Below are 25,859 nucleotides of genomic sequence, written 5' to 3' on the forward strand. Positions count from 1 at the left end.
AAACCTTCCGCTCTAATCAAAGGTTTAGTTTTGACGCTGAAACTCGCTCGCTTCGTTCCACTTTGGCCATGCGTCTGCATTCGCTACATTAACACCTACGTCAAACAACATCTGTGTATCTTGAACGATACCGCTTAAATCCCAGTCATCGCGATATTGGTCACATACCTGATGATAGCAACCGGTAACGATAACGTTCATGCGCTTTCTGTATTTGGCGGTTTCTTCATCGGCCGGCTCATTGCCGCCTTCTGCGTAAAGTGCGGGTACACCCTGCTTGGCAAAGCTAAAGTGATCAGAGCGATAGTAATAACCCGCTTCAGGTCGGTCTTCTTGCGTTAACGTGCGGCCTTGTTTCACAGCTGCGTCTTGAAGGTAGTCTTCCATTTCAGATTTACCCATACCCACAACCGCGACGTTTTTAGTCTTACCGAGTACATTCATGGCATCCATATTGATGTTTGCTACGGTATTTTCAATCGGAATGACAGGGTTACTTGCGTAGAACTTACTGCCCAACAGGCCTTGCTCTTCTGCTGTTACTACCAAAAATGAAACAGAGCGCTTTGGCGCTGGTGAAAGTGCTGAGTAAGCCTTAGCCATAGCTAGCATAGCGGCAGTACCGGTGGCATTATCGTGCGCGCCGTTATAAATCTGATCGCCTTCCTTGCTTTCATCTTTACCTAAGTGATCCCAGTGCGCGGTATAAATGATGTGCTCATCAGGAAATTCAGCGCCGGGTAGGGTAGCAATAACGTTATTACTTTCCGATTTTTTGAAGGTGTTTTTTACCGTTACCGATGCTTTGAGGTCCATCGCTTTGTTGTAAGGCCCTTTCATCGCGTTGGCTTTTTCGGTATCGAAATCAAGGCCTGCATCTGCGAACACTTTTTTCGCCGCATCTAGCGTCAGCCAGCCTTCAACGGCAACGCGGCTTGCACCTTTATCAGCACTGACTAAGCCATATTGTGGGCCGCTCCAGCTGTTCGCGACGACCGACCAGCCGTAAGAGGCCGGTGCCGTTTCATGAACAATAATGGCGCCAGCCGCACCTTGACGGCTTGCTTCCTCATACTTGTAGCTCCAGCGACCGTAATAGGTCATGGTGGTGCCTTGGAATTTGCCGCTGTCCGGATTTTCAAAGCCTGGGTCATTAATTAGCATAACCACAGTTTTGCCTTTAACGTCTAACCCTTCGTAGTCGTTCCAGTCGTACTCTGGCGCATTAACGCCATAGCCTACAAAAACGAGCTCGGACTCTTCTAGCGACACAGCCGCTTGCTCACGCTTAGACGAGGCAACCATGTCCTCTTTATAGACAAAGTTATTGTCGCCAATCGTCATGGTCATGTCTGAAGAGGCGGTAATTTCCATTAGTGCCACTTTTTGTAAAAAGCTGTCTCCGTTGCCTGGTTTAAGCCCGGCTTTAGTAAACTCACTGACTAAATAGTCGATGGTTTTCTCTTCGCCTTCGGTGGTGGGTAAGCGGCCTTCGAATTCATCTGAAGAAAGTATTTTTAGCGGTTCGCGTATATCGCTATCTGAAATGCTGTTATAAACACTGTCGAAGTTAGAGGCTGCTGATAGCGCTTTTTCAGCCGTTGGGTTTTGTGACGCGCTGTCGTTTGAAGGAGTGCATGCACTTACACCTAAAAGGGTAGGTACAAGCAATGGCAAAAACATTTTTTTCATTGTTAGTCTCTGTTTGCTCTACAATACCGTCCCAGTATAGAGAAAACCCCAAAGCGAACCAATAGTTGATATGCAATCAGACGCGATCCCTTTCTGTAAAGACTACCTGTTAAACCACGCCAGTATGCCTGTTAATGCGCTTCTTGACGAATTAGGTCTCTTCACATGCAGTGAGTTTCCTACCCCTGAATTGCTTAACGAAAAAGTCGCCGAATATCAGGCAAGTTGGCAAGGCCCGACGTTTAAAGGTCAACGCTTATTCAAAGACGACGAGCAGCGCTATTACGAAACAATTATTAGCGAAGACAAAGTCATTCCGACCCGCGAACTTAGCTGGCACGACTTATTCAATGCACTTATTTGGCTACAATTTCCTAAAACGAAATCTTTGCTCAATGAGTTACATGTTGCCGATATTAACCGCTATGGCGTTAACCCAAGAACGGCGCGGCGAAACCGTATTACTCACTTTGACGAATGCGGAGTGGTGCTCGCTGTTGAATCACCTAAAGGAAGTGACTTACCCGTTGTGAAACAGTCGGCACGGGCTTGTCGCGAAGAGTTTCTATACCGCCTTGCTCAGCATGAGTGGAAAACAGTGTTTATTGCCAATCGAGAGATGTGGTACACACAGGTCAGCCCCTTTATTTTTGGTCATGCAAACTTAGAAATGATGTTGAACCCTTTTATCGGTTTAACGGGGAAATGGCTGGCAGTGTCTGTGCCCTATGGTTTTAGTCAGCTCGATAGGTGGCAGCAGCGTGCGCAGTTAGACGAGGCTATGGTCGCACGTATTAAAGATTTAGATTGCTTTGAGTGTGCACCATTGCTGAAACCTTTACCGCTGTTGGGTGTTCCTTCATGGCACCATAAGCAAGATGAAACATTTTACAGTAATAGTGACTACTTTAGGCCACTAAGAGCGGGAAGTAAGCCTACCAAACAACTGCCACTGTGGACCTAGCTTGAGACTTTTTATTTTTGTGGTTTAGTGCAGCGCGGCTTATAAATTTACATAACGTTAAAACGCGAGGGCATATTGCGCTCTAGTATCAAAAAGAATGACTAGAGCGCAGCATCACTAGTAAAGACGTGACTTAAAAGACAGCCAGCGCTAGCAGCCAAATGCTGTAGATAATTAAATAAGGCGCGCTGGCAATGAGCGCCGATTTTTTAAGAGAAAACGAGGTCCATTGAGTAATACCTACCGTTGCAAGGTAAATTCCCCAGAACAGTTCTAACCTTACCGCTTGGCCGAAGGCATACCACGGAGAGTCCATCGGAATGCTGGCAATAAAACCTAAAGAAGCCGGTGACAAGATAGAAGGTGCAACTTGGTGATCGCCGGTAAAGAGCAAAAGCGCTACCCCCACTAACCCGGTTAATACGTAAGGCATAGATAACCACCATGCAAAGCCGTACCAGTCTGTAAAGCCAAATACATGGCTGTCGTCAGAACGGGTCGCAAGGTTTACGTAAACAGCGTAAACGGCATTGATAACAATAGGGATAAAGAAAGCACCAATAACCGATGACCAAAGCAACGCGCTTCTGGTGAAGAAAGCTTTCATTTGCTCTTCTTCTGCCGGGCTCATGTCACCTTGCGCTGCAATGTTCATTTCAGCAAACCATTCAATATCAACAAAGTTAACGTAGAGATATTGAGAAACCAGAGAAATAGCCATAATCAAAATAAAGGGCATCCAACTCCAGTTATTGTGTTCACCCACGGCCTTAAATACGCCGTTCGGTTTAAAAAATATATCGTTACACGCTTGGAAAGGGTTCGATACGTTATGCATCCCTTGCTCCTTATAGTTTTGTTGCTCGAACACAGTGTGACGCTATCGCTGAACAATAACGCTGTAGGTTTAGTTTTATAATCTTAGCGATATAGATTACTGAGGGCTAAAGACCTTGTACAGCACAAGATTCTGATTAGAGAGGTTTTTTGTAAGAGAAAGTGAATATAGTTGATACGGAATAGGTAACTCATTGTACCTACACGAAAAGCACAACGAATAAGAGGAGCCTTGGCTCCTCTTATTTATCGCAACTAAAGGTAAGTCACATTCAATAAAGTAAGTACGATAGAACTGTATACAATGGAAATAGGCAGGCCTATTTTTATGAAATGTGAAAACCGGTAGTTGGCGGCATTATAAACCAACAGGTTAGTTTGATATCCGAAAGGCGATATAAAGCTCGCGCTAGCAGCAAAGGCGACGGCCAACGCAAATGGCATAAGAGGCGCGCCAATAATCTGCACAAGGCCATAGGCAAAAGGGAACATCAAGGCCGCTGCCGCATTATTGGTAACAAACTCGGTTAACAACAGCGTAATTAAGTAAATAATCACTAGCGCAATAAACCAGTTGGTACCAGACAGCACAGGCATTAATGCCTCTGTCATTGTCATTATAACGCCCGAGTTTTCAAGAGCAGTGGCTAAACTTAAGGCTCCAACAATGACAACAATGAGGTTAAGCGGTAGATTTCGCTTCATTTCGCCGTTCGACGTTACTCTTACCCCAATAAGTACTGCGGCCAAGAACAGCAGCCCAATGGCAAGTGAGATAACGTTTGCAGCTGCCAATAAAACAGTAGTAAGAAAGCCACCGAGTGTGATCCACTCCTGTTTATTCGTAAGCGGGCGAGCGATCTTTTGCTCTGACAGAATAAAGAAGTTTTTATTCAAATTTTGACGGGTGGCAAAATCGGGGCCCGTCGCCAGTAGCAAAAAGTCACCGGCCTGCAGTTTGATCTCGCCTAATTTGCCAGAAAGTTGCTCGCCATCGCGGCGAATGGCTACTACAGCGGCATCAAACAGTGCTCTAAAACCAAGTTTTTTAATGGTTTGGCCAATAACCTGCGCACGGTTGGCAACAACGACCTCCGTTAAACTTTCGCGCAACACGCCGTCTGACTCAGCGAACATACTTAACCCTTTAATATGGCTTAAGTTATCGAGCTTTTGTACATTGCCAGAAAAGATCAGTTTATCGCCTTCTAAGATAACCAGGTCAGGGCCCACGGGAGAGATTAAATTGCCATCGCGTACCACTTCCACTAGAAAGAGCTCAGGAAGGTTTCGCAGGTGGTTCTGCTCAACAGTCTTGCCAATTAGCTCAGATCCGGGTTCAACTTCAGCTTCAACCATATACTCGTGATAGTTATTGTTTTTGTTGCCAATATTGGGCAGCAAAGGCAATAGCATAAACATAAGTAAGCCACAGGTAAGACCGGCCACGGTGCCATACAGGGTGAAATCAAAGAAATTGAAACCAGGGTGTCCGTGTTCTTGTAAGAAACTGTCAACGATAAGGTTAGTAGAAGTCCCGATTAGGGTAACCGTACCACCGAGTATCGCGGCGTAAGAAAGCGGAATGAGTAGTCGTGATGCAGGGTGATATTGGTTCTGTTTAATAGGACCAATAAGACTTGCCACAATTGCGGTGTTATTTAACAGCGCAGAAGAGACAAAGGTTAACGAAAATAATCGCCAATAGGACTGCGTGAAATTAGCGCTAACTAACTTTCTACCAAGTCGCTTAATCAAAGCGGTTTTATCAATAGCACTACTCACTAAAAGCAACAAAACAAGGGTGATAAGGCCCTTGTTTGTTAAATTTAGCAAGATGTCATCAAGAGATAACTGCTGGGTAACCAGTAAAGCCAATACTGCACCTGAAAATACAGTAGAAGGGCGCTGACGGGTCAAAATCAGCGCGCATATCGTACCGGCAAAAATTGCCAGTACGATGAACTGGGTCACATCCATAATGCTCCAGTCCTGCTTATAGTTTACTGATGTCCACAGAGTTCCAATGCGGGAAGTGCTTGCGTACTAGCGCATTGAATTCAAGCTCAAACTCAGAGAAGTTAGGCGATGTATGCTGTGCGTCACCGGCAATTTCGTCGATGATCATACCCGCACCCACTGTACCATTGGTTAAGCGGTCGATAACGATAAATGAACCAGTAGGGCGGTTGCGCTTGTACGGGTCGCACGCTACAGGCTGTGTAAACTTAACGTCAACTACACCAATTTCGTTAAGGTTTAGGTGCATTGCATCAGCTTCTTCAAGGGTATTCACATCAATTTGGTTATCGATATGCGCCACAACGCCAGGCGTAGATTTGGTCGCAAACTTAAACAAGTATTGCTTGTTTGGCATTAGCGGCTCTTCAGACATCCACACAAGGTGAGTTTTAAACTGCGTGTTAAGCAGCGGCAAGTTGTCTGATTTTACAATCATATCGCCACGAGAGATGTCAATTTCATCTTCAAGGGTTAGCGTAACCGCTTGAGGCACATAAGCACGCTCTTGGTCGCCTTCAAACGTAACGACTTGCTTCACTTTTGATTTCTTACCAGAAGGTAGGGCAGTCACTTCATCACCTGGCGCTACCTGGCCTGATACCACGGTACCCGCAAAACCACGGAAATCTAAGTTAGGACGGTTAACGTATTGAACTGGGAAGCGGAAATCTTCAAGGTTATCGTCTTCACCAATTTCAATGTTTTCTAGCATTTCCATTAGTGGCGTGCCGTCAAACCAAGGGGTCTTTTCGCTTTTACCTACCACGTTGTCGCCTTCCAATGCTGAAATAGGCACAAACTGAATGTCAGGAATATCAAGCTGCTCAGCAAACTTCAGGTAGTCTTCTTGAATTTGTTTGTAGACCTCTTCTGAATAATCCATTAAGTCCATTTTGTTGATAGCAACAATAACGTGCTTAATACCGAGAAGAGAAACTAAGAACGAGTGACGTTTAGTTTGTACTTTAACGCCGCCACGAGCATCAACAAGAATGATGGCGAGGTCGCAAGTAGACGCACCCGTTACCATGTTGCGGGTGTACTGCTCGTGCCCTGGCGTGTCAGCGATGATGAACTTACGCTTGTCGGTAGAGAAGTAGCGGTATGCTACGTCAATCGTAATACCTTGTTCACGTTCAGATTGAAGACCGTCTACAAGTAATGCAAGGTCTACTTTTTCGCCCGTAGTCCCAACTTTTTTGCTGTCTTTAGTGATTGCAGCAAGCTGGTCTTCATAAATCATTTTTGAATCGTGAAGTAAGCGACCAATTAAGGTGCTCTTACCGTCATCTACGCTACCGCAAGTAAGGAAACGTAGCATGTCTTTCTTTTCGTGTTGCTCTAGGTAAGACAGAATGTCCTGTCTCAATAATTCGTTTTCATTGTTCATGTTATGCGCTCACAAGGAAAAAGGGGTTTAACACAGACTCTTTTTGGTTATAGGTAAGAGCGTCAGCGTTGTCATCTAATGGATTTTCAGGGTCAAGTACGGTCACGTTCGCACCCGCCGCTAATGCGACTGCATGTGCAGCACCCGTATCCCATTCAGACGTTGGGCCTAAACGAGGGTAAAGGTGTGCATCGCCCTCGGCCACTAAGCAAAGCTTTAGTGAGCTGCCCATCGCCACTAGCTCAGTATCACCATCAAGCTGTGCCAATAAATTTTGAATTTCAGGGCTTTGGTGAGAACGGCTGCCTACCACTTTCCACACTTCTGCACCGTCGTGCTTGCGTGCAGAAATAGCGGTGAATTCACCATCTACTTCAGTCCATGCACCGTCACCCACAATGCCTACGTAGCTTTTGTTGAGTGCTGGCGCATAAACTACGCCCATAGTCGGTTTACCGTTTTCGATAAGTGCAATGTTTACCGTAAACTCACCGTTTTTCTTAATAAACTCTTTGGTGCCGTCTAGCGGGTCAACCAGCCAGTATGACGACCACGTCTTGCGCTCATCCCACGAAATATCTGCTGATTCCTCAGAAAGGATTGGCAGATCAGACTCCGCTTCAAGGGCATTTACAATAACGTTGTGCGCGGCAAGGTCAGCTTCAGTTAATGGGCTGGTATCCTGCTTTTCGTAAATGGCAAAATCTTTCTCGTAAATCGCCATTATCTTATCGCCCGCTTCTTTAGCGATAGTCAGCACTTTCTGTGCAAGAGAATTAATAGGCTGTGTCATTACACCAATCCCTTTTCTTGAAGCAAAGCATACAAACGCTCAGCGGTTTGCTCTGCCGGTTCATCCTGATATGTTAGGTGTACTTCTGGTGCTTCAGGCGCTTCGTACGCTGAATCAATACCAGTGAAGTCCTTGATTTCGCCGCTACGTGCTTTTTTGTACAAGCCTTTCGGGTCGCGCTTTTCGCACACTTCAAGCGGGGTATCAACAAACACTTCTACAAACTCGCCTTCTTCCATTAAGCTGCGGCAATAATCGCGGTCAGCTTTAAACGGAGAGATAAACGCAGTCAGTACCAAGGTTCCAGCGTCAACAAAAAGCTTGGCGACCTCGCTGATGCGGCGAATGTTCTCAACCCGATCTTTGTCGCTAAAACCTAAATCGCCACATAACCCGTGACGTACGTTGTCGCCATCTAACAGGTACGTGTGTTTATTTTGCTCGTGAAGTTTTTTCTCAAGCAAGTTAGCTAACGTAGATTTACCAGAACCACTTAACCCGGTAAGCCAAAACACGCGAGGTGTTTGACCTAACTTCTCAGAGCGGGTGGTCTTGTTGACTTCGTGTTTGTGCCAAACGACGTTGTCTGTGGCCATTAGAAGTACCCTTCCATTTTCTTCTTCTCCATAGAGCCCGCGCTGTCATGGTCTATAACGCGGCCTTGACGCTCAGAGGTCTTGGTAAGCAGCATTTCTTGAATAACCTCAGGAAGGGTTGCTGCTTCTGATTCAACGGCACCGGTTAGTGGGTAACAGCCAAGGGTACGGAATCGCACAGAGCGCATTTCTGGTACTTCACCTTCTTCTAAAGGCATACGGTCGTCATCAACCATAATAAGAATGCCGTCACGCTCAACAACTGGGCGAGGCTTAGAAAGGTAAAGTTGTGGTATATCGATATTTTCCAGGTAGATATATTGCCAGATATCTAGCTCTGTCCAGTTAGACATTGGGAATACGCGGATACTTTCGCCTTTGTTAACCTGCGAGTTGTAGATATTCCAAAGCTCTGGACGCTGGTTTTTCGGGTCCCAACGGTGATTGCTGTCGCGGAATGAGTAAACACGCTCTTTTGCACGTGATTTTTCTTCATCACGACGGGCACCACCAAACGCAGCGTCAAACTTATATTTGTTCAATGCTTGCTTAAGGGCTTGGGTTTTCATGATATCCGTGTGTTTTGCTGAGCCGTGGCTAAATGGGCCAACGCCAGCTTCAACACCTTCTTCATTAATGTGAACAAGCAAATCAAAGCCATGCTTCTCTGCTTGCTCATCACGGAATTTGATCATTTCACCGAACTTCCACGTGGTGTCAACGTGAAGGAGTGGGAAAGGAATTTTACCTGGCGCAAAGGCTTTACGAGCAAGGTGAAGCAATACAGAAGAGTCTTTTCCTACAGAGTAAAGCATTACTGGGTTTTCAAACTCAGCAGCCACTTCACGGAAAATTTGGATACTCTCGGCTTCGAGTTGTTTCAAATGCGTTACAGACGGGATACTAGCAGTCATTTTGAAGTCCGAATTTATGTTATATATAAAAAAGTTATATGCGGGTTATTTTTCTGCATAGAACGATAACATATTTAAATTAAAAAGTAGTATGCGATTTTGCTATTTAAAATAGCTATCTTATTCCTTTAAATAAAAGTGTCATGCAAATGAAGCATAAGCCGTTATTTAAAGGCCTGGGAAAAAGAAAAAAGCCCTGCTTAGTTACCTAAACAGGGCTTTTAAATGCTGTTTTTTTAAAAGTTCAAGGTGCGTTATCTCTCGTCAAGTTTAGCTTGAAACGCATCAAAGGTATCTACAACACCCTCTCGTGGGGTACCTGATTTACTTAAAATTAAAATTGTTAAGCTAGATAGTATAAAGCCCGGTACGATTTCATACATCCAGTCGCCTAAGGGCTGGCCGCCAATTTCAATAGGAAGGTAAATCCAAAGTAATACGGTAACTGCACCTACTATCATTCCACCTAGTGCGGCGCGACGAGTCATTTCCCGCTTAAATAAGCTAAATAATACCAAAGGACCAAAAGCGGCACCAAAGCCTGCCCACGCATTACTCACCAGGGTTAGGATAGTGCTGTCTCTATCATAGGCAAGGTAGATAGCAACTAGTGCGACTATCACAACGCTCACACGACCCGCTATAACTAGCTCGCCGTCCGATGCATCGCGGCGCAAGAAAGCTTGATAGAAGTCACTGGTTAATGAACTAGATGTTACCAATAGCTGAGAAGAAATAGTGCTCATTATCGCGGCCAAAATGGCGGCAAGTAAGAACCCACCCACTAGCGGGTGGAATAAAATTTGTGAGAGATAAATAAAGACGGTTTCTGGGTCAATGTCATTGCCGTTACCGGTAACATAAGCTAACCCAAATAAACCGGTCATTAACGCGCCGATGATAGATACGATCATCCAGCTCATGCCGATATTGCGGGCTGTAGGGATGTCTTTAACCGAGCGGATAGCCATAAAGCGCACAATGATATGCGGCTGACCGAAATAGCCTAGCCCCCAAGACATAAGAGAAATTATCCCAATAACAGTGAGCGCTTCATTGGAAGATGCATCCATAAAGGCGTCAAACAACGCGGGGTTGATGTTATCTAGCGCGTCGATTGAGGCACCTAGGCCGCCTAATTCACTGATAACAACAGCAGGGACCATAATAAGCGACACGAACATAATGCAGCCCTGAACAAAGTCAGTCATGCTCACTGCCATAAAGCCGCCCACCAGGGTATAGGCCACTACAACGCCTGCGGTTACATAGAGTCCAGCTTCGTACGATAGGCCAAATGACGTTTCAAATAACTTGCCGCCTGCGACTACGCCCGAAGAGGTATATAGGGTAAAGAAAATAACGATAACCACTGACGCTATAACGCGTAGCATGCGAGAATTATCGGCAAAGCGATTTTCGAAATAATCGGGCAGGGTAATCGAGTTATTGGCAACTTCGGTGTAAACGCGAAGACGTGGTGCCACTAACATGTAGTTAGCAAGAGCGCCTAAGGTCAACCCCACTGCAATCCAGCCAGCCGAGAGTCCGGAAACATACATTGCGCCCGGTAAGCCCATAAGCATCCAACCGCTCATGTCTGATGCACCTGCTGATAGTGCGGTTACCGCTGGACCAAGTTGGCGGCCGCCAAGCATGTAGCCCTCAACGTTGGTATCTGTTTGCCGATAGGCGAAAAGCCCTATCCCCAACATTACCACAAAATACAAACCCAACGAGATTATCGTGCCAGTAGCCATATAAATTCCCTATGTTTTTTCTCTCATGCTAACACCTATGACGTAGAGTCTCTACGTCTGTCAGTGACCTTGCATGTTTTCTATACGGTTACGTGTTGAAAAAGTTTGGGCTAATTTAAAATGAGAAAGCGGCAACGCGAGCACGGCCTTCGCGTTTTGCTTTATACAAGAGGTCGTCACAGGCTTTGATAATTGTGTCTAAGTTTGTTTCTCCGTTCACATCTAGAAGGCCAGAAGAAAAGCTGACTGAAAATTTTTGGTCGGTTCCGCTCCACAGCTTTTGACGAGATAAGCTAGCGTTAAGTTCATCAAGTATGCGCTTGGCTGATTGTTGATCCGTGTCTGAGAAGTAAATTAAAAACTCTTCGCCACCGTATCGGCAAAGCTTGTCTGATTTACGAATTCGTTTTTGGATAGTTCGAGTAAGCGTTGTTAACACTTCATCTCCTACTAAATGCCCATGTTTGTCGTTAATTTTTTTGAAGTTATCTACGTCTAACAGCGCAACACAGGATGTGCTGTCACTTTTTAATGCTTTTTTAAGGCTTTTAAGCATCGCTCTGCGTGTTAATGCGCCGGTTAGTGAGTCTCGCTCAGCAAGCGTGTCGCTTTGGCGTTTAGCAATCCACAACCATAGCGCCAGAATAATTAAAATGGTCGTTATCAATGCGAAAATGGTTGTTTTCATGGCTTCTTTATCGGTAGACAGCCCGATTTTTTCATCGCGAAGTGCAGCAAGCTCTTGCTGGCGATAGCGTGCCAACGCAATATTTCTTGCTATACCATCGGTGAGCGAAGGAGATGAAAGCTTAAACTGCTCGGTATTTTTCTTAACTAAAAGCTGATTGTAGGCTTTGGTATGTTTATAGGCCTTTTCATAGTCGCCCACGATGTCGTAAAGTCTCGAAAGTTCGAGTTCTATACTTAATAAGTGTTTAGTTTTAAACCCAGTTGAGGGCAGGGTGTCGAGCATCACTTGTTTATATTTTTCACTTGCTGCAGAAAGCCGTTCCTTGTCGTTTTCAGCAATAGCTTTATAAGATTGGTAAAGGTAAAAAAGCTCTTCAGCTCTGGATTTAACCTTATCTAAATCCATCGCATCCATCTTTTTTACAATAGTATGTATTTCGTTTTTATTCTGCCATCTAAAACCCGTTAGGAGCACCCTTAGCTTTTGATATAAGGTTAAGAAAACCTCGTGTTCTGAATCTCGATTTTTCACGTGTTCCAGAGCTCTATCTGACAGTAGCAAGGCTTCTTCGTATTTACCTTGAAGTAGTAAAGAGTCAACCGCGGTAAAGTATGCCCATGTTACAAACTCATCATTTCGGTTTCTTTCTTCTATAACCTTCATTGAGTGAAAATAAGCTCTACTAGGCACCGATAGCTCTGTGTAAGAAACACGAAGCCATTGATGAGCAGTCGAGCTATCTAACGCATTTTCCAAAGAAAGAGTTGAAGAGCGCGTGGGTAAGTAAGCAAGTGCATATTCAATCTCATTAATGGCCTGTATTGGACTTGCTAAAGTAAGCTCCATTGATAACCAGATACTGGCGATTGCTGTAGCGACTCTATCACCGGTATCTAAAGCTTCTAATTTTAAACGTCTAAGTGCTGGGACTGTGGTGGTGATTCGTTGTGCTGAACCGTCAAAGTCGTTTACTGCTCTAGCATAGATATAATAGGCCTTTGCCGCGGAAAATAGTTTGGCATTGAGTACTTTTAACTCTTCCCAATGCTCTTTTAAAAGCGGGTGCTTTACATAGATTGGAAGGCGGGGCTTAACCGTTTCTTTTGCGGTTCCTGTGGCGAGTAAGTGCCTGAAAATAATGCCTTCACTGGAATCATCATTTTGAATGCCCGCACTCTCTAACATAGATACAATCTGTCGGTTGTCTATTTCAGTATCTTCATTCCAATTGTAAATTGCCACAGCAGTAACATGGCTATAGGTTTCAAGTTTCTTTAACCTTAGTGCATTAGAGGAATCGAGACTTCGTGCATATGCGGTAAAGCAAATATTTGTAGTGATTAGTAGGCAAAGTACTAGCCTTGCAAAACGACACCAAGCGCTCATTGTGATTGCTACCTCTGAACTGCGGATAAGCGGAATGTTTATTTGAATTAAAACGAGCGTTTTAACATTAGTCCGAAAGTATAAAGTTTATCGTTTAACGTTTCATCTTAATTTTGGGTAAAAAAATCGGCCCGAGTGGGCCGAAGAAGGGAAGTGCATAAGATAAGCACTTTTTTGGAACGAATTACCAGCGTTGTCAAAAGTTAGGCAGAGAACTGAATTCTTTCTGAAACCGCTTTTTTCATCTCACTTAGGTCGGCGCCTTTATCACCCACTACCATTACATTAGCGCGTCGCATCTTGATGCTTTCCCCGTGATATTGGCTGTCCTCAAATTCACTAGGCACGCTGATATCACCTCTTTGTGGAACCACAAAAACCGACATTTTTCCCTGCGGGGTATTAACAATGAGGTGCAGGCTTCTCACCGTGCTTAAGTGGCAATAATTAGCAACCTCTACGCCGTCTAACATTTCGCTTAAACTGCCCCCAAAACTCGCGAGTTTTGCATTGACCATATTTAAATCTACCGGAAGCAGTGAGTGAGCATGTTCCATTTCCGCATATTGCATATGAGCAAGCGCTTGACCGCCAATGCTAAGTGGCTGGTGATACCACATTGTTAAGCCAATGCCTATTGTGAATGCCACAGATGCTGCCATCGCCACATACCAGCGGCTTCTGCGCTTATATCGGGTGAACTCATCAGCTGACTGCTGCCAAATTAATTTACTGGCTAAATCATCAGGCACCTCAACTTTTAGCGCCTGCTTAAACTGTTTGTCTAACTGTTTTTGTTCATTCCAGAAACTACGCTTGCTCTCATCCGCTTTGGCCGCTTCTACAACATCACTGTCAGTCGTTTCTGGATCGGCGTAGATTCGACGCCTAAATTCTAATTCATCCATTTATACGACCTCTCTGTTCATTTTGTTTCTCTAACGCCTCTTTGAGTTGATTCCTCGCTCTAAATAGCCGAGTCATAACCGTATTTTTGTTAAGCCCAAGTTGATTAGCAATTTCTTCACCGCTAAACCCAAAGATTAGCTGTAGGATTAACGGTTCGCGATATTCCACACTCAAGCCTCCTAACAAGCGCTGTAACTCCCTATTTTTAAGATCGCCATCAGCATGTTGGGTGTCGTCTTGAATATGCACATCGTCGATATCAACGGTATCGAATTGCTTGCGCTCAAACCGGCGAGCGTTTTCTCGGCGAAGAATAGTAATTAGCCATGACTTTGCCGCCTTTTCATCATTAAGGGCATCAAGCGAGCGCCAAGCGCGTAAGAAAGTTTCTTGCACAACATCCTCGGCAATGCTTTGGTCTTTGATTAACCAGAACGCATAGCGGTAAATATCTGCGTGAAAGGCTTTTACAAGCGCTTCATATCTTTGGTGTTTTGCTTTCATACCCGATAAGACCTGACCATTACCGGTTTTATTTCGCGTGCGCATAAAAAAAGCCGAAAACTAAAATCTTTTTCACTATGGCATAAAAAACGCGTCATTTCGCTAAACGAAAGACGCGTTTTTTTAGGTAAAGCTAAAAAGTAGTGAATAGCGCTACTTATTTTTTTGCATGGCTATCCAGGTATTGATGTTTTCTTCGAGAATGGAAAGCGGCACTGGACCGTATTTCAAAATCTCATCATGGAAGCCTTTCCAGTCAAACTTATCGCCAAGTTCACTTTGAGCACGCTCTCTTAGCTCCATAATTTTTAGCTTGCCAATCATATAAGCGGTCGCTTGTCCTGGCATGGCAATGTAGCGCTCAATGGCTTTTTGCGCGTCGTATTCAGGATTTGGGGTATTCTTAACAAGGTAATCTACCGCTTCCTCTCTCGACCATTTCTTTGCGTGTATGCCTGTATCTACCACCAAACGGCAAGCACGCCACAACTCCATCGCTAACCGGCCGAAATCAGAGTAGGGGTCTTCATAAAATCCCATGTCTTTTGCCAGTTCTTCGGTATATAGCCCCCAGCCTTCGGTATACGCCGTGAAACTAAGAAACTTCTGAAACTGAGGAACACCTTCAAGCTCTTGTGCGATAGCGCGCTGCATGTGATGCCCGGGAATACCTTCGTGATATGCGAGTGCTTCAAGTTGATAGGTAGGCATTGCTTTCATATCGAACAAATTGGCATAGTAGATACCCGGGCGGCTGCCGTCTTGCGCAGGACTTTGGTAAAACGCCTTACCGGCCGATTGTTCACGAAACGCTTCTACGCGCTTAACAACCATAGGCGCTTCTGGAAGAATGCCAAAATACTCTGGAATGGCTTCTCTCATTTCGTCAATGGCGGCTTTTGCCATATCCAAATATTGCTGTCTTCCTTCATCTGTTGAAGGGAGATAGAACTGGTCATCTTCGCGCATAAACACGAAAAACTCTTGAAGTGTTCCTTCGAAGCTTACCTTATCCATAATCTCACGCATGGCGTTATGAATACGTTCAACGTTTTCCAAACCGATTTGGTGAACTTCTTCAGCGGTTAGATCGGTCGTGGTAAACCAATTAAGGCGATTTTGATACCATTTATCACCATCAGGTAAACGCCATACACCGTCGCCTTCAGGCGTTACTTCACGCTGGTGGGCGAGTTCTTCAATAAATTTTTCATAGGCAGGCATGACTGACGTAACAAGTGCCGCTTTCGCTTCCCCTAAAAGCGTTGTTTTTTCCGCATCAGGGATCTCAAGGCTTTCAACCTTATTCTGGAAGTCTTCCCAAATAGTAGAAGGCGTTTCACTTGAATCAAACGGCGCCCCCGTAATGACGTTTCTCGATGCATCAATCATTTGATCGTATGCCCAGGCAGGAGGGAAAACGCCGGCTTCTTCGCGAATTTTCATCTGGTCGATGACTTGGTCAAAGTACGTGCGTACATTGTCTAATCTACCAATGTACGCTTGCGCGTCTTCTTTGCTGTTTACGCTGTGAATATTGATAAGAAAGCTGGGAACTTGTGTGTGAGCTGCGCGAAACTGATGCACGATATAGCGGTGATGCCTAAATTCGTCGTTTGCTAAGTCTCGTTCGATGCCTAATTTGTATAATCTCAGGCTTAGCTTTTCCTGTTCATTAAGTTTACTTGTATCGAAACTCTCTAGCTTCTCAAGCCGATTTTTGGCAATAGCTAGGCGGGCATCGGCTTCTTCTTCGCTGATGTCGTCCCATTTATCGTAGTCCCATTTTTTGCCAAGATAGCTTTGAAAAAGAGGGGAGCGCTTGAGGTTTTCTTCAAAAGTACGTTCAAAGAATGCGTTTAGCCGCTCAGACTCAGACTGCCCAGCAGGTTTTTCAGTTTTTATAGGTTCTGGTGCGGTTTTAGCGGTTTCACTTGCTGGTGAGCAAGCCGTTAAAGTGGTAATGGCTAGCGCTATTGGCGTTAGCTTTAACAGTGTTTTTTTCATTTAAGCCCCGTCGCGTTTATTTAATTGTTTTGCTTAGTCAAAAACGATGGAAAGTTTTTGAGCCGTGTTGCTGTTTTAAACACAAAATGTTGTTTAAGCCATGCTCCTTTTAACGGTAAACCTTAAGTAGTTAGGCTTTACCGTTAAAAGGAGCATGGTGGTAGTGACGCCAATCTCACCTTATAAGATTATTATTGGCAATCGAAATGCGTCTTACGAAGCAGGATATAAGTCAGATAACCTGTTGCTGTCGCCCGTGTGCTTTTTGTGCCACTCGCTTCTAAGGCGTTTGATTTCGGTAGATAACTTTTCAAATACGGGCTTTATTTGCATTGATTGCGCATTTTTGTCGGCGTTATTTTTGGCAAAACGGGCAGCGTAAAGCTCGCTCATTAGGCTGTTAATGCTTGCAAACTGTGAAAGTTGAGCATTGTCACCGGTGAGTGTTTTCAACCACTGTTGAAGCGCAGGGGTAAGCGCCCTTGTGTCATTGGCTTTTATCAAAGACATAACACGTTGAAACTGTGCTTTTTCGTCAGTATGGCCTAATACGCTAACCCCCTTGCCGTTGTGTTTACCATGGCTTGGAATATGTCCACCATGGGTAACGCGCTTAAGCTTTCTGAATGCTAAAAACCACCCTAATGCTGTGACAACCAGTAAAGCGCTCACTATGGCTAACGTTAGCAAGAGGAATGTGGTGTCCTCTTCGGTACGCGTTTCCCTTGCATTATCACGATTTTCTTCGCCTACATCGTCGCTGCGTTCCTGGTTAACAGGTGTGTTAACTAGCATTGGGGTATCGTCAGCACTTTCAGAGTTTGCAAGCGGCCCTGGTGCGCTACCGTTGTTGCCATCTTTGCCTGATGCCGCCGCTACGGTGATGGAACGAGCAGGAATAGTGGCATATTCAGTTTTTTGGGTTAACGTATTGAACCAAGGGATAGTAATTTCAGGCAAAACAAAGTTGCCCGGTTCAGTGGGAATTATTGCCAGAGATGTTTGACGCTGAGAAATTAGGCTCTGATCTTTTTCCACTGTCGTTGTGTTATCTTGGTCAGGATAAAGCTTGAAATTAGGTGGGTAAAATTCAGGGATATCAGGCAGCTGCTCTTCAACCACACCTAGCGCGGTTAAGGTAACGATGCGGGTAACCGGTTCGCCTGCAACGAAGCTATCGCCTTGAGGCCACTCTTCATCAACCCTCACCATCTCGGAGGGAAGCCAAGGGTAATCAATGCCCTGAGGTATAGGTTTGATATTAACGGTAATATCAGGGCCAACCCGATTAACCTGCTGGGTTCTATTAAAGAAACCGAAGCGCTGGTTGGTATTTGCGGCCATGACTTCGCCGGTAAATATAGGGCCTCTTAATGTGAACTCACCTGATGCTTGAGGTACAACGGCAAATTGACGTTCAATAATTTGATAGCGGCGACCATTAACAATGTCAGTGTATTGCTTATCTTCGCCTAACTGAGTAATTTCAGCGTTTTGCATATCAGGCGCTTGTAAGCTGCCGCGCTCAATATTGCTTGAAAGATACAGTTTAACTGTATAGAGCAACTGTTGATTTAAATAGGCTTCTTTTAAGTCGATATCTGTGGTGACAAAGTAGTCTCGCGATACATTGCTTTGTTCTTGAACGGGAATAACCTTAACTTGTATCGGCTTGGTGGTTTTACCTTCGATAGATAGCGAAGGAATGGTGAACGAACCTTCTTTGCGGGGAAATAAGGTGGTTGTCCACACCGTTGTTCGTTTGGTGTCAAAGTTGACGATAGAGGTTTGGCTGCTGACCGACGTTCGACCTACAACAAAATCTTTGAGTAGGGGAGAGCTGTCAAAAGCATCTCTGTCTGCACTGCCATCGGCGGTAATGGTGAGTCGGATGGCTTCATCCACCATGACTGGGTTTCTATCAATGGTTGCTTCCACTGAATTCACATCAGCAAAAGCGGCCCCATTTAGCATTACCGCGAATATAAAAACAAAATATGTAGATTGTAATAAAGCTCTCATCTACCAATCACTCCGGTTTGAAGGCATACGTTGACGCTGACGCTTTTGTGCTTCTAATTGCATTTTTCGTTTTAATAAGAATGCGGGGTCATCTGGCACGCGACGCATTAAACTTTCCATTCGTTGTAGTTCTTCTTTTTCAGCATCGGATAGCTCGCCCGCTTGACTTTGCATTGCTTCGGCCTCCTGTGCTGACGATTCCTTTTCATCTAGCGCTTGTGCACTATTTTGCTGCGCGTTTTCACCTTGGTCCGCGTTATTTTGCTGACTGGACGGCTCCTGTTGTTCAGGCTCAGACGGCTCACTGTCCTCGCTCCTCTCTGCATTGTCAGAGTTTTGCTGCTCCCCGTTTTGTTCCGTTGAGTTTTGTTGTTGGTTTTGGCCAGACTGCTGGTCGCTATTGTCGTTTTGCTCACCATCTTGGTTATTGGGCTCGCCTGACTGCTGCTGATCATCTTCACCATTATTCTGCTGGTTGTCTTGGTTTTGATTTTGATCTGAACCTTGCTGCTGGTTTTGCTGCTGATTTTGCTTTTCTTGCTGCGCTTGCTGCTCCAATAAGTCTTCAATTATTTTCTTATTCGTCTTCGCATCTTCAAAATCAGGGGCTTCCTGTAGCGCTCGCTCATACTTTTCAATCGCCTTTTCAAGTTTCCCAAGCTTGGCAAGCGCATTACCCTGATTGTACAAACTTTCAGGGCCTGGAATATTTTCAAAAGCCGCTAGTGCGCGCTCATACTCCCCCGACTTATAAAGCGATGATGCCTTCCACAATTTATCGTCAAACTGGCTAACCGCGTCTTTATATTTGCCTCGCTGATAGCTATTTAACGCTTCTTGATTGTCATTCATAAATGGCTTTTGCCACCACGAGAGTGACTTAGGCTGCGCTGAATTTTCTATGCCTGATTGCCGTTCGCTTGCTACGTCTGAGCCTTGTAATGCATGGGCCTTTTGCATAACAGGAGGGCTAAGTAATCCAACTAAAAGTAAGAAAACCAAGCCCCTTTTAAATGCGAAAGCGGCCAAAGGCAACAATAGTACTACCAGATAAGGGCCTACTTCCTTCCACTGGTCACCTTGAATATTGTTATCCTCTTCGTCTTCTTCACTGTTGCCTTTATCTAACAATGAAATAGCGGCAAGTGCTTCAATATCGGTATCGTTTGAAGTAAATGATTCAAACCGACCGCCGCTGGTTTTGACGACACCTCTAACTGCGTCGTCGTTAAGTTTAGGAATTACGATACTACCTGTGTGATCTTTAAGTAATTCACCACTTTGCTGGCGTATTGGCGCCCCTTCGGCTGTGCCAACGGTAAGTGCATTTAGCGTAAAGGGAATAGACGCGACATATTCTTGCAGTTCATTTTGCTGCGCTAACTCTATACCATCAGTTATCCAGTAAATCATACCCGAGTTATAGCCCGCGTTGGTTAAAAGCGCTGCGGCGCTTTCGATACCTAAAAGCGGGTCGCTGCCAGGTACAGGCATAATCTCAGGAGAAAGGCTGGGTATTAAAGTGGTAATATTCGCCGCGTCTTCGGTGAGGGGGCTAATAACAAAGGCATCACCAGCATAAGCAACAAGGCCCATTTCGCCTTCACCTATGGCATTGACTAAGTCTATCGCTTTATATTTAGCGCGGGTCAGTCGGTCGGGCGTCATATCCGTTGCTCGCATAGAAAGCGACATGTCTATCACAATCACATGCCCCATCTTTAGCTGGTATACCGGCTGAGGTAAGCGCTCCCACGTTGGACCAGCCAATGCAATCACACTCACAAACCACGCAATAGCCAACAGCATTATAGGTGGTTTTGCCCCCACCTCTGTTTTTCCAATCACCATATATTGATAAAGGTGTGAAGGGATTACTGATTGCCAGCCAGACTGTTTAGCCGTTGCCTTTCTTATTAAGATGACAAGCAGCAGCAGGGGGATGATTGCTGCAAACCACTCTGGACGTAGAAAGTGAAATTGGTTTAAGAAGTCGAGTTCCACTATTTCGTCTCCTTAACTGCATTGGCATGGGACATAGAAACGGCAGTGCGCCTTTGTCTTGCCCAGCGGTACACCGAGTTAGCGAGGATAAATAATGCCCAAAGCGCAGACAACATTATTGCTGCTGCCAGTGGGTAGTAAAAAAGCGCGCTTAGCGGACGCATCTTGCGGGTTTCGCCTTCAATGGGTTCTAGGGCATCGAGCTGTTGATAAATGGCCTCTAGCTCTTGTGCGTTACGTGCTCTAAAGTACTGGCCTCCTGTAGAGGTAGCAATGTCTGTAAGCATGCCTTCGTCAAGTTCTTGTGAAGGGTTAATCTCACGGCTACCAAAAAAGCTTTGAATAAGCATTTTATCGGCGCCCACACCAATGGTGTAAACTTTAACACCCTTATTGATAGCGAGTTCTTTGGCTTGTTCGGGGGTAATATTACCCGCTGTGTTTTGCCCATCAGTAAGCAATATAAGCACGTTGTTAGACTCGTCTCGCTCATCGAAACGTTTTACCGCCAAACCTATGGCGTCGCCTATCGCCGTTTGTTCACCCACAAGACCTATTACCGCTTCGCTAAGCAAGGTCGATACGGTGTCCCTATCGTAAGTTAAAGGCGCTTGCACATATGCAGTATCAGCAAACAAAATAAGTCCAAGACGGTCGCCAACGCGGCGCTGGATAAAATCGTAAACCACTGACTTAGTCATGGTTAGGCGGTTAACTTGCCTACCGTTTAATTGCATATCGTCAATTTTCATACTGCCTGAAAGGTCAACGGCGAGCATCATTTCTCGGCCTTCGTTAGGAATACTAACAGGCTCTCCTAGCCATTGAGGTCGAGCTGCCGCGCTAATAAGTAGCAACCAGATAAGGCTGCTAATAATTAAGGGGGGTTTGGTTTGTTTTAATTGCGTCTGCTCTGATACTTCACCAGGGCGTAAACTTGGTACGCGCAGCGCCGCCATGGGCGATTCGTGCGTTTTCTTCGACAGTAAGCGAACAATAATAGGGAGGGGAAGAGCAAAGAACACCCACCACCAAGCGAAATTAAGCATGCTGTGGCTCCTTGTTGTTATCTTCGCTTAATGCTTTATTGCGTAATACATTGTTCGAGGCAAGTGAATCATCACTGTCTTTAGTGTGTTTGAACTCACCATAATGATTAGCTAACGTTTTGGGAAAACGCGCTTTTTTAAGCCATTCTCTCACCGCACTTTTACAGGCTTCAAAATCGCCTGCGTTAGGTTTCGCTTGATATACACTGCTGACAAGCAACGCTAAGTTATCTTCAAGCGTTTTATTACCCTTTCTAAGGGCCGAGGTAAGAAACGTTTGCCACTGTTTACCGTATAAACCCGCCACCTGCTGCTTAGGGTAATAGCTCATTGCTGTGCGTTTTAGCACTGAGTTAAGCGTGACAGGCCAGTTGTCTTGCTGTACTGAAACCGTATCTAACAGAGCTAACGCTTGTTTACGCGCCTTATTGTGGCGAATATGCGCCGACGCAACTTTATAAATACCAATAAGTGCTAGAACACTAAACGCAATTAATACCCACCAGCCCCAGTCCAACGGCCAAAGGTTTACCTCACTGGGTACGTGTATATCTCGCAGCTGAGCGAGGGGGTCTTGTTGCTGCCCGGGCATTGATAGCGGCTGTTGGTTAGCTGGCTGCATAGCTTGTGCTAGCGTTGGAGTAGAATTGTTGCTCTGCATCAACTTAACTCCAGTCTTTGTTCTTGTTGCATACTTTGAAGCTGGTCATCAAGAGGAATACCTGCTGAAACACTAAAGCGAGAAATATTGTTTTTCCTTAGCATGTCGTAAATAGAACGATTGTGTTCATCTCGCCATTTCTTGTATTGGCGTTGTTCGTGCGTATCGCCTAACACCCATCGCTGCTGGTTTTGCCCATCTGAAACGCTCACTGTTTGAAGCGACGATGTTTGCGGAAGTGCATGCTCAATAGGGTCGTTGACAACTATTGCCCTTACTTCGCAATGGCGTGTTAAATGGCTTAAATGTTGAATAGCTTGTGCACTTAAATGCTGAAAATCTGACACTAAATATACCAGGCTGCCAGGTCTAGCTAAACGCCTTGCGCGAGCACATGCATCGGCAAACGCTTTTTCGTCCTTCGCTTTATCAGGTTTGCTTTGCGCGCTTTGCTCGTGTAATGCCATCAGCTCATGGCAAACATGCAACACGGCTTTTTTGCGGGTAAGGGGTTTTATTTCTTTATGTTGCTGTTGATTAAATACAAGAGCGCCTACTTTGTCTCCGCGGGCAGCGGCAGACCAGCTAATAAGCGACGATACGTGAGCGGCTTGAACCGCTTTTGTCAGCAGTTGGGTGCCAAACGCCATTGACGGTAAATAGTCACAGAACAGAAAGACCGGGCGTTCACGCTCTTCACGGTAAACCTTAGTATGGGTTTTTCCCGTGCGAGCGGTTACTCGCCAATCGATAGCGCGAATATCGTCACCAGGCTGGTAGTGTCGCGCCTCGTCAAACTCCATACCGCGCCCTTTGTGCTTCGTGAGATAGCTTCCTGCGAGCCTAGCTTGGGGCGCACGCTTTGGCGCTAAGTTAAATAGCTTGGCTAACTGCTGATAGCGAAGAAGCTCTGCGGTAGACAGAGAAACACCATTACTTTGCAGCTTGTATAGCTGCGCGTGTACATTATCCATGGTTTATGGAACTGCGACAGTAGCTACAATCTTATCAAGCACATCGTTTATCGTAATACCTTCCGCCTCGGCTTGGTAAGACAAGATAATTCGATGGCGCAGAACGTTATGAACAACGGCTTGAATGTCGTCTGGGCCAACAAAGTCTCTGCCGCTCAGCCATGCATGTGCGCGAGCACACCTGTCTAGGCTAATGGTTGCGCGAGGACTAGTACCCATAGCAATCCATTGGCCTAAGTCCGCATCAAAGTTAGCAGGCTTACGGGTTGCCATTATTAGCTGCACCAAGTATTGCTCTAACTCAGGCGCCATATAAAGAGATAGCGCCTCTTTACGCGAGGTAAATATGTCTTCTTGAGTAAGGGTAGGTGGCGTGACAGGCGGTTCTGACAGCGCTTCTCCGCGTGTTAAGCGCAAAATTTCTAACTCCGTCTCGGCGCCAGGGTAGTCAATATCAACGTGCATTAAAAAGCGGTCTAACTGCGCTTCAGGAAGAGGGTAAGTCCCTTCTTGCTCTAATGGGTTTTGCGTAGCCATAACTAAAAAGAGCGGTGGCAACGGATAGGTTTTACTGCCCACGGTAATTTGGCGCTCAGCCATCGCTTCGAGTAACGCTGACTGAACTTTTGCCGGTGCCCGGTTTATCTCATCGGCCAAGACTAAGTTATGAAATAATGGGCCTTTTTGAAAGACAAACTCACCCGTTTCAGGGCGATAGATGTCGGTGCCGGTCAGGTCGGCCGGAAGAAGGTCTGGCGTAAACTGAACGCGATGGAAGTCACCGTCGATACCGTTTGCCAATGCATTAATTGCGCGAGTTTTTGCAAGTCCGGGAGGCCCCTCTACAAGCAGGTGACCATCAGCTAAAAGAGCGATAAGAAGGCTTTTAGTTAACGCATGTTGACCAATAATTTGCTGGTCTAGATAAGCATGTAACTGTTGAAATTGCGCTGCTGCCATAATGCAAAATTTCCGTTTGAGTTCTCGTTATAGGGAAGTGTCATTTCGACCGAGGCATAAACGAACCACTAAAAAAAGTGATCGCTTACGCTATAAATAAATTATTCAAATCTAAGTACGCGCCACAATGACACAAAACAGACTTTCATTTCCATATAAGGTTCATTGTATCTTTCTTCAAGTCGTCAAATGGTAATAAAAATACGATATTTGGTGGCGCTTATGGCAAAACCATTGTTGTTTACTACTGTCTATTGATGGCGATAACAACGTTAGTTCTATTTATATTGTCCTTCTCCCCGCATTATTTGCTATTTTGTTCATAGTTTGTAAAAATCGGGTTTATTACAGGTCAGACCACTTTGAATCAGTAAAGCGAAGTTTAAAGTAGGTCCTCAATTTAGGTGCATTATGGCTACAAAACAATCAGTTACTACCCGAGAGGGTGATCGCATCGCCATTGTCGCGGGGTTGCGTACTCCGTTTGCGAAAATGGCTACATATTTCCACGGCGTACCGGCTGTAGATTTAGGTAAAATGGTCGTAAACGAACTTCTCGTTCGCCATGGTGTTCAAAAAGAGTGGGTTGATCAGGTGGTTTATGGTCAGGTAGTCCAAATGCCTGAAGCACCAAACATTGCGCGTGAAATAGTACTTGGCACGGGAATGAACGTTCACACTGACGCATACAGCGTGTCACGCGCCTGTGCTACAAGTTTCCAATCGACAGTCAATATTGCTGAAAGCATGATGGCTGGTACGGTTCAAGTGGGTATTGCTGGTGGTGCAGATTCAACGTCTGTGTCGCCAATTGGAGTGTCAAAAAATCTAGCGCGCGCGCTAGTAGACTTACAGAAAACCAAAACCCTTGGTCAGAAGCTGAATATCTTCAAGCGCTTAAGCTTAAGAGACCTCGCGCCCGTTCCACCTGCGGTAGCGGAGTACTCTACCGGTTTGTCGATGGGCCAAACGGCCGAACAAATGGCAAAAACACACCAGATTTCTCGTGAAGAGCAAGATAAGCTAGCGCACCGTTCGCACAGCCTTGCGGCTGAAAGCTGGGAAGCGGGTAAATTGTCAAGCGAAGTAATGACGGCGTATGCAGAACCTTATAAAGCGGCCCTTGAGCGCGATAACAACGTACGCTTTGACTCAAAGCTTGAAGGGTACGCAAAGCTTCGCCCTGTGTTTGACAAAAAATACGGTTCTGTCACCGCCGCTAACGCTACACCACTGACCGATGGTGCTTCTGCAGTGCTAATGATGACAGAAAGCCGTGCAAAAGAGCTAGGTTATACCCCACTGGGTTACATCAAAAGCTATGCATTCGCTGCAATAGACGTTTGGGAAGACATGTTAATGGGACCGTCGTACGCGACACCTATTGCGCTAGACCGCGCAGGCATGACCCTAAACGACTTAACGCTAATTGAAATGCACGAAGCGTTCGCAGCGCAAACCTTGGCAAACGTTAAAATGTTTGCAAGCGACAAATTCGCCAAAGAGAAATTAGGTCGCGACAAAGCAACTGGCGAAATTGATATGGATAAGTTTAACGTAATGGGTAGCTCTATTGCTTATGGTCACCCATTTGCCGCAACCGGTACTCGAATGATTACGCAAATGCTAAATGAGTTGAATCGTCGTGGCGGTGGTTCAGGTCTATTAACTGCGTGTGCTGCCGGTGGTCTAGGTGCCGCTATGATTGTGGAGACAGAATAAGA

The 25,859-nt window shown here is 45.4% G+C and carries 20 protein-coding genes; 2 read left to right on the forward strand and 18 right to left on the reverse strand.

What is annotated here, in order from left to right; translation table 11 throughout:
- Positions 1 to 24: 24 nt before the first annotated feature.
- Entirely contained in the window at positions 25 to 1,692 is a 1,668-nt protein-coding gene (locus tag MADE_RS06250) for a M28 family metallopeptidase (RefSeq protein WP_012517825.1), read from the reverse strand.
- Positions 1,693 to 1,762: 70 nt separating this feature from the next.
- On the opposite strand from MADE_RS06250, the gene MADE_RS06255 reads away from it, so the two are divergent.
- On the forward strand, positions 1,763 to 2,656 hold the full coding sequence (locus MADE_RS06255) for a DUF3025 domain-containing protein (protein WP_012517826.1): 894 nt from the start codon (positions 1,763 to 1,765) through the stop codon (positions 2,654 to 2,656).
- 133 nt (positions 2,657 to 2,789) lie between these two features.
- Here MADE_RS06255 and MADE_RS06260 read toward each other — a convergent pair whose 3' ends face one another.
- The 17 genes from MADE_RS06260 to MADE_RS06340 all read right to left on the reverse strand — a co-directional run bounded on the left by MADE_RS06260 (position 2,790) and on the right by MADE_RS06340 (position 24,135).
- A complete protein-coding gene (locus MADE_RS06260) occupies positions 2,790 to 3,494 on the reverse strand; it encodes a YIP1 family protein (protein WP_012517827.1) in 705 nt (234 codons plus the stop codon).
- Between the two features lie 254 nt (positions 3,495 to 3,748).
- Positions 3,749 to 5,473: an SLC13 family permease gene (locus tag MADE_RS06265; protein ID WP_012517828.1), complete on the reverse strand. Its 1,725-nt coding sequence runs from the start codon at positions 5,471 to 5,473 to the stop codon at positions 3,749 to 3,751.
- Between the two features lie 16 nt (positions 5,474 to 5,489).
- The gene (gene cysN / locus MADE_RS06270) at positions 5,490 to 6,905 is read right to left on the reverse strand and encodes a sulfate adenylyltransferase subunit CysN (protein WP_012517829.1); all 1,416 of its coding nucleotides are present in this window, start codon (positions 6,903 to 6,905) and stop codon (positions 5,490 to 5,492) included.
- A gap of 1 nt (position 6,906) precedes the next feature.
- Positions 6,907 to 7,698, reverse strand: coding sequence for a 3'(2'),5'-bisphosphate nucleotidase CysQ (gene cysQ, locus MADE_RS06275; protein ID WP_012517830.1), 792 nt, complete (start codon positions 7,696 to 7,698; stop codon positions 6,907 to 6,909).
- Complete coding sequence (gene cysC / locus MADE_RS06280; protein WP_012517831.1) at positions 7,698 to 8,294, reverse strand: adenylyl-sulfate kinase; 597 nt, start codon at positions 8,292 to 8,294, stop codon at positions 7,698 to 7,700. The genes cysQ and cysC overlap by 1 nt, the downstream gene beginning before the upstream one ends.
- Complete coding sequence (gene cysD, locus MADE_RS06285) at positions 8,294 to 9,208, reverse strand: sulfate adenylyltransferase subunit CysD (RefSeq protein ID WP_012517832.1); 915 nt, start codon at positions 9,206 to 9,208, stop codon at positions 8,294 to 8,296. The genes cysC and cysD overlap by 1 nt, the downstream gene beginning before the upstream one ends.
- A 254-nt stretch (positions 9,209 to 9,462) precedes the next feature.
- On the reverse strand, positions 9,463 to 10,968 hold the full coding sequence (gene putP, locus MADE_RS06290) for a sodium/proline symporter PutP (RefSeq protein ID WP_012517833.1): 1,506 nt from the start codon (positions 10,966 to 10,968) through the stop codon (positions 9,463 to 9,465).
- A 115-nt stretch (positions 10,969 to 11,083) separates the two neighbouring features.
- Positions 11,084 to 12,901 (reverse strand): GGDEF domain-containing protein, encoded by a 1,818-nt coding sequence (locus MADE_RS06295; RefSeq protein WP_232363103.1) that lies wholly within the window; start codon positions 12,899 to 12,901, stop codon positions 11,084 to 11,086.
- A 347-nt stretch (positions 12,902 to 13,248) separates the two neighbouring features.
- Positions 13,249 to 13,953, reverse strand: coding sequence for a DUF3379 family protein (locus MADE_RS06300; RefSeq protein WP_012517835.1), 705 nt, complete (start codon positions 13,951 to 13,953; stop codon positions 13,249 to 13,251).
- Positions 13,946 to 14,503: a sigma-70 family RNA polymerase sigma factor gene (locus tag MADE_RS06305; RefSeq protein ID WP_012517836.1), complete on the reverse strand. Its 558-nt coding sequence runs from the start codon at positions 14,501 to 14,503 to the stop codon at positions 13,946 to 13,948. Before MADE_RS06305 ends, MADE_RS06300 begins: the two co-directional genes overlap by 8 nt.
- 108 nt (positions 14,504 to 14,611) lie before the next feature.
- Entirely contained in the window at positions 14,612 to 16,465 is a 1,854-nt protein-coding gene (locus MADE_RS06310; protein ID WP_012517837.1) for a DUF885 domain-containing protein, read from the reverse strand.
- Positions 16,466 to 16,678: 213 nt separating this feature from the next.
- A complete protein-coding gene (locus MADE_RS06315) occupies positions 16,679 to 18,487 on the reverse strand; it encodes a BatD family protein (protein WP_012517838.1) in 1,809 nt (602 codons plus the stop codon).
- Positions 18,488 to 20,491, reverse strand: a complete 2,004-nt coding sequence (locus MADE_RS06320; protein WP_012517839.1) for a vWA domain-containing protein — start codon at positions 20,489 to 20,491, stop codon at positions 18,488 to 18,490.
- On the reverse strand, positions 20,491 to 21,540 hold the full coding sequence (locus MADE_RS06325) for a vWA domain-containing protein (protein WP_012517840.1): 1,050 nt from the start codon (positions 21,538 to 21,540) through the stop codon (positions 20,491 to 20,493). The genes MADE_RS06320 and MADE_RS06325 overlap by 1 nt, the downstream gene beginning before the upstream one ends.
- On the reverse strand, positions 21,533 to 22,201 hold the full coding sequence (locus MADE_RS06330) for a DUF4381 domain-containing protein (protein ID WP_012517841.1): 669 nt from the start codon (positions 22,199 to 22,201) through the stop codon (positions 21,533 to 21,535). The genes MADE_RS06325 and MADE_RS06330 overlap by 8 nt, the downstream gene beginning before the upstream one ends.
- Positions 22,201 to 23,175 carry a DUF58 domain-containing protein gene (locus tag MADE_RS06335; RefSeq protein ID WP_012517842.1) on the reverse strand — a complete coding sequence of 325 codons (975 nt, stop codon included), beginning with the start codon at positions 23,173 to 23,175 and terminating at the stop codon, positions 22,201 to 22,203. The genes MADE_RS06330 and MADE_RS06335 overlap by 1 nt, the downstream gene beginning before the upstream one ends.
- Before the next feature lie 3 nt (positions 23,176 to 23,178).
- On the reverse strand, positions 23,179 to 24,135 hold the full coding sequence (locus MADE_RS06340; RefSeq protein WP_012517843.1) for an AAA family ATPase: 957 nt from the start codon (positions 24,133 to 24,135) through the stop codon (positions 23,179 to 23,181).
- Positions 24,136 to 24,546: 411 nt separating this feature from the next.
- On the opposite strand from MADE_RS06340, the gene fadI reads away from it, so the two are divergent.
- The gene (gene fadI, locus MADE_RS06345; RefSeq protein WP_012517844.1) at positions 24,547 to 25,857 is read left to right on the forward strand and encodes an acetyl-CoA C-acyltransferase FadI; all 1,311 of its coding nucleotides are present in this window, start codon (positions 24,547 to 24,549) and stop codon (positions 25,855 to 25,857) included.
- The last annotated feature ends 2 nt before the right edge of the window (positions 25,858 to 25,859 follow it).

The organism is Alteromonas mediterranea DE (assembly GCF_000020585.3).
In the GTDB taxonomy this organism is placed as follows: Bacteria; Pseudomonadota; Gammaproteobacteria; order Enterobacterales; family Alteromonadaceae; genus Alteromonas; species Alteromonas mediterranea.

Bases quoted from the DNA above. Each gene is read 5' to 3' on its own strand.
- MADE_RS06250 (WP_012517825.1), bottom strand. From the start codon at position 1,692: ATGAAAAAAATGTTTTTGCCATTGCTTGTACCTACCCTTTTAGGTGTA.
- MADE_RS06255 (WP_012517826.1), top strand. From the start codon at position 1,763: ATGCAATCAGACGCGATCCCTTTCTGTAAAGACTACCTGTTAAACCAC.
- MADE_RS06260 (WP_012517827.1), bottom strand. From the start codon at position 3,494: ATGCATAACGTATCGAACCCTTTCCAAGCGTGTAACGATATATTTTTT.
- MADE_RS06265 (WP_012517828.1), bottom strand. From the start codon at position 5,473: ATGGATGTGACCCAGTTCATCGTACTGGCAATTTTTGCCGGTACGATA.
- cysN (WP_012517829.1), bottom strand. From the start codon at position 6,905: ATGAACAATGAAAACGAATTATTGAGACAGGACATTCTGTCTTACCTA.
- cysQ (WP_012517830.1), bottom strand. From the start codon at position 7,698: ATGACACAGCCTATTAATTCTCTTGCACAGAAAGTGCTGACTATCGCT.
- cysC (WP_012517831.1), bottom strand. From the start codon at position 8,294: ATGGCCACAGACAACGTCGTTTGGCACAAACACGAAGTCAACAAGACC.
- cysD (WP_012517832.1), bottom strand. From the start codon at position 9,208: ATGACTGCTAGTATCCCGTCTGTAACGCATTTGAAACAACTCGAAGCC.
- putP (WP_012517833.1), bottom strand. From the start codon at position 10,968: ATGGCTACTGGCACGATAATCTCGTTGGGTTTGTATTTTGTGGTAATG.
- MADE_RS06300 (WP_012517835.1), bottom strand. From the start codon at position 13,953: ATGGATGAATTAGAATTTAGGCGTCGAATCTACGCCGATCCAGAAACG.
- MADE_RS06305 (WP_012517836.1), bottom strand. From the start codon at position 14,503: ATGCGCACGCGAAATAAAACCGGTAATGGTCAGGTCTTATCGGGTATG.
- MADE_RS06310 (WP_012517837.1), bottom strand. From the start codon at position 16,465: ATGAAAAAAACACTGTTAAAGCTAACGCCAATAGCGCTAGCCATTACC.
- MADE_RS06315 (WP_012517838.1), bottom strand. From the start codon at position 18,487: ATGAGAGCTTTATTACAATCTACATATTTTGTTTTTATATTCGCGGTA.
- MADE_RS06325 (WP_012517840.1), bottom strand. From the start codon at position 21,540: ATGCTTAATTTCGCTTGGTGGTGGGTGTTCTTTGCTCTTCCCCTCCCT.
- MADE_RS06330 (WP_012517841.1), bottom strand. From the start codon at position 22,201: ATGCAGAGCAACAATTCTACTCCAACGCTAGCACAAGCTATGCAGCCA.
- MADE_RS06335 (WP_012517842.1), bottom strand. From the start codon at position 23,175: ATGGATAATGTACACGCGCAGCTATACAAGCTGCAAAGTAATGGTGTT.
- MADE_RS06340 (WP_012517843.1), bottom strand. From the start codon at position 24,135: ATGGCAGCAGCGCAATTTCAACAGTTACATGCTTATCTAGACCAGCAA.
- fadI (WP_012517844.1), top strand. From the start codon at position 24,547: ATGGCTACAAAACAATCAGTTACTACCCGAGAGGGTGATCGCATCGCC.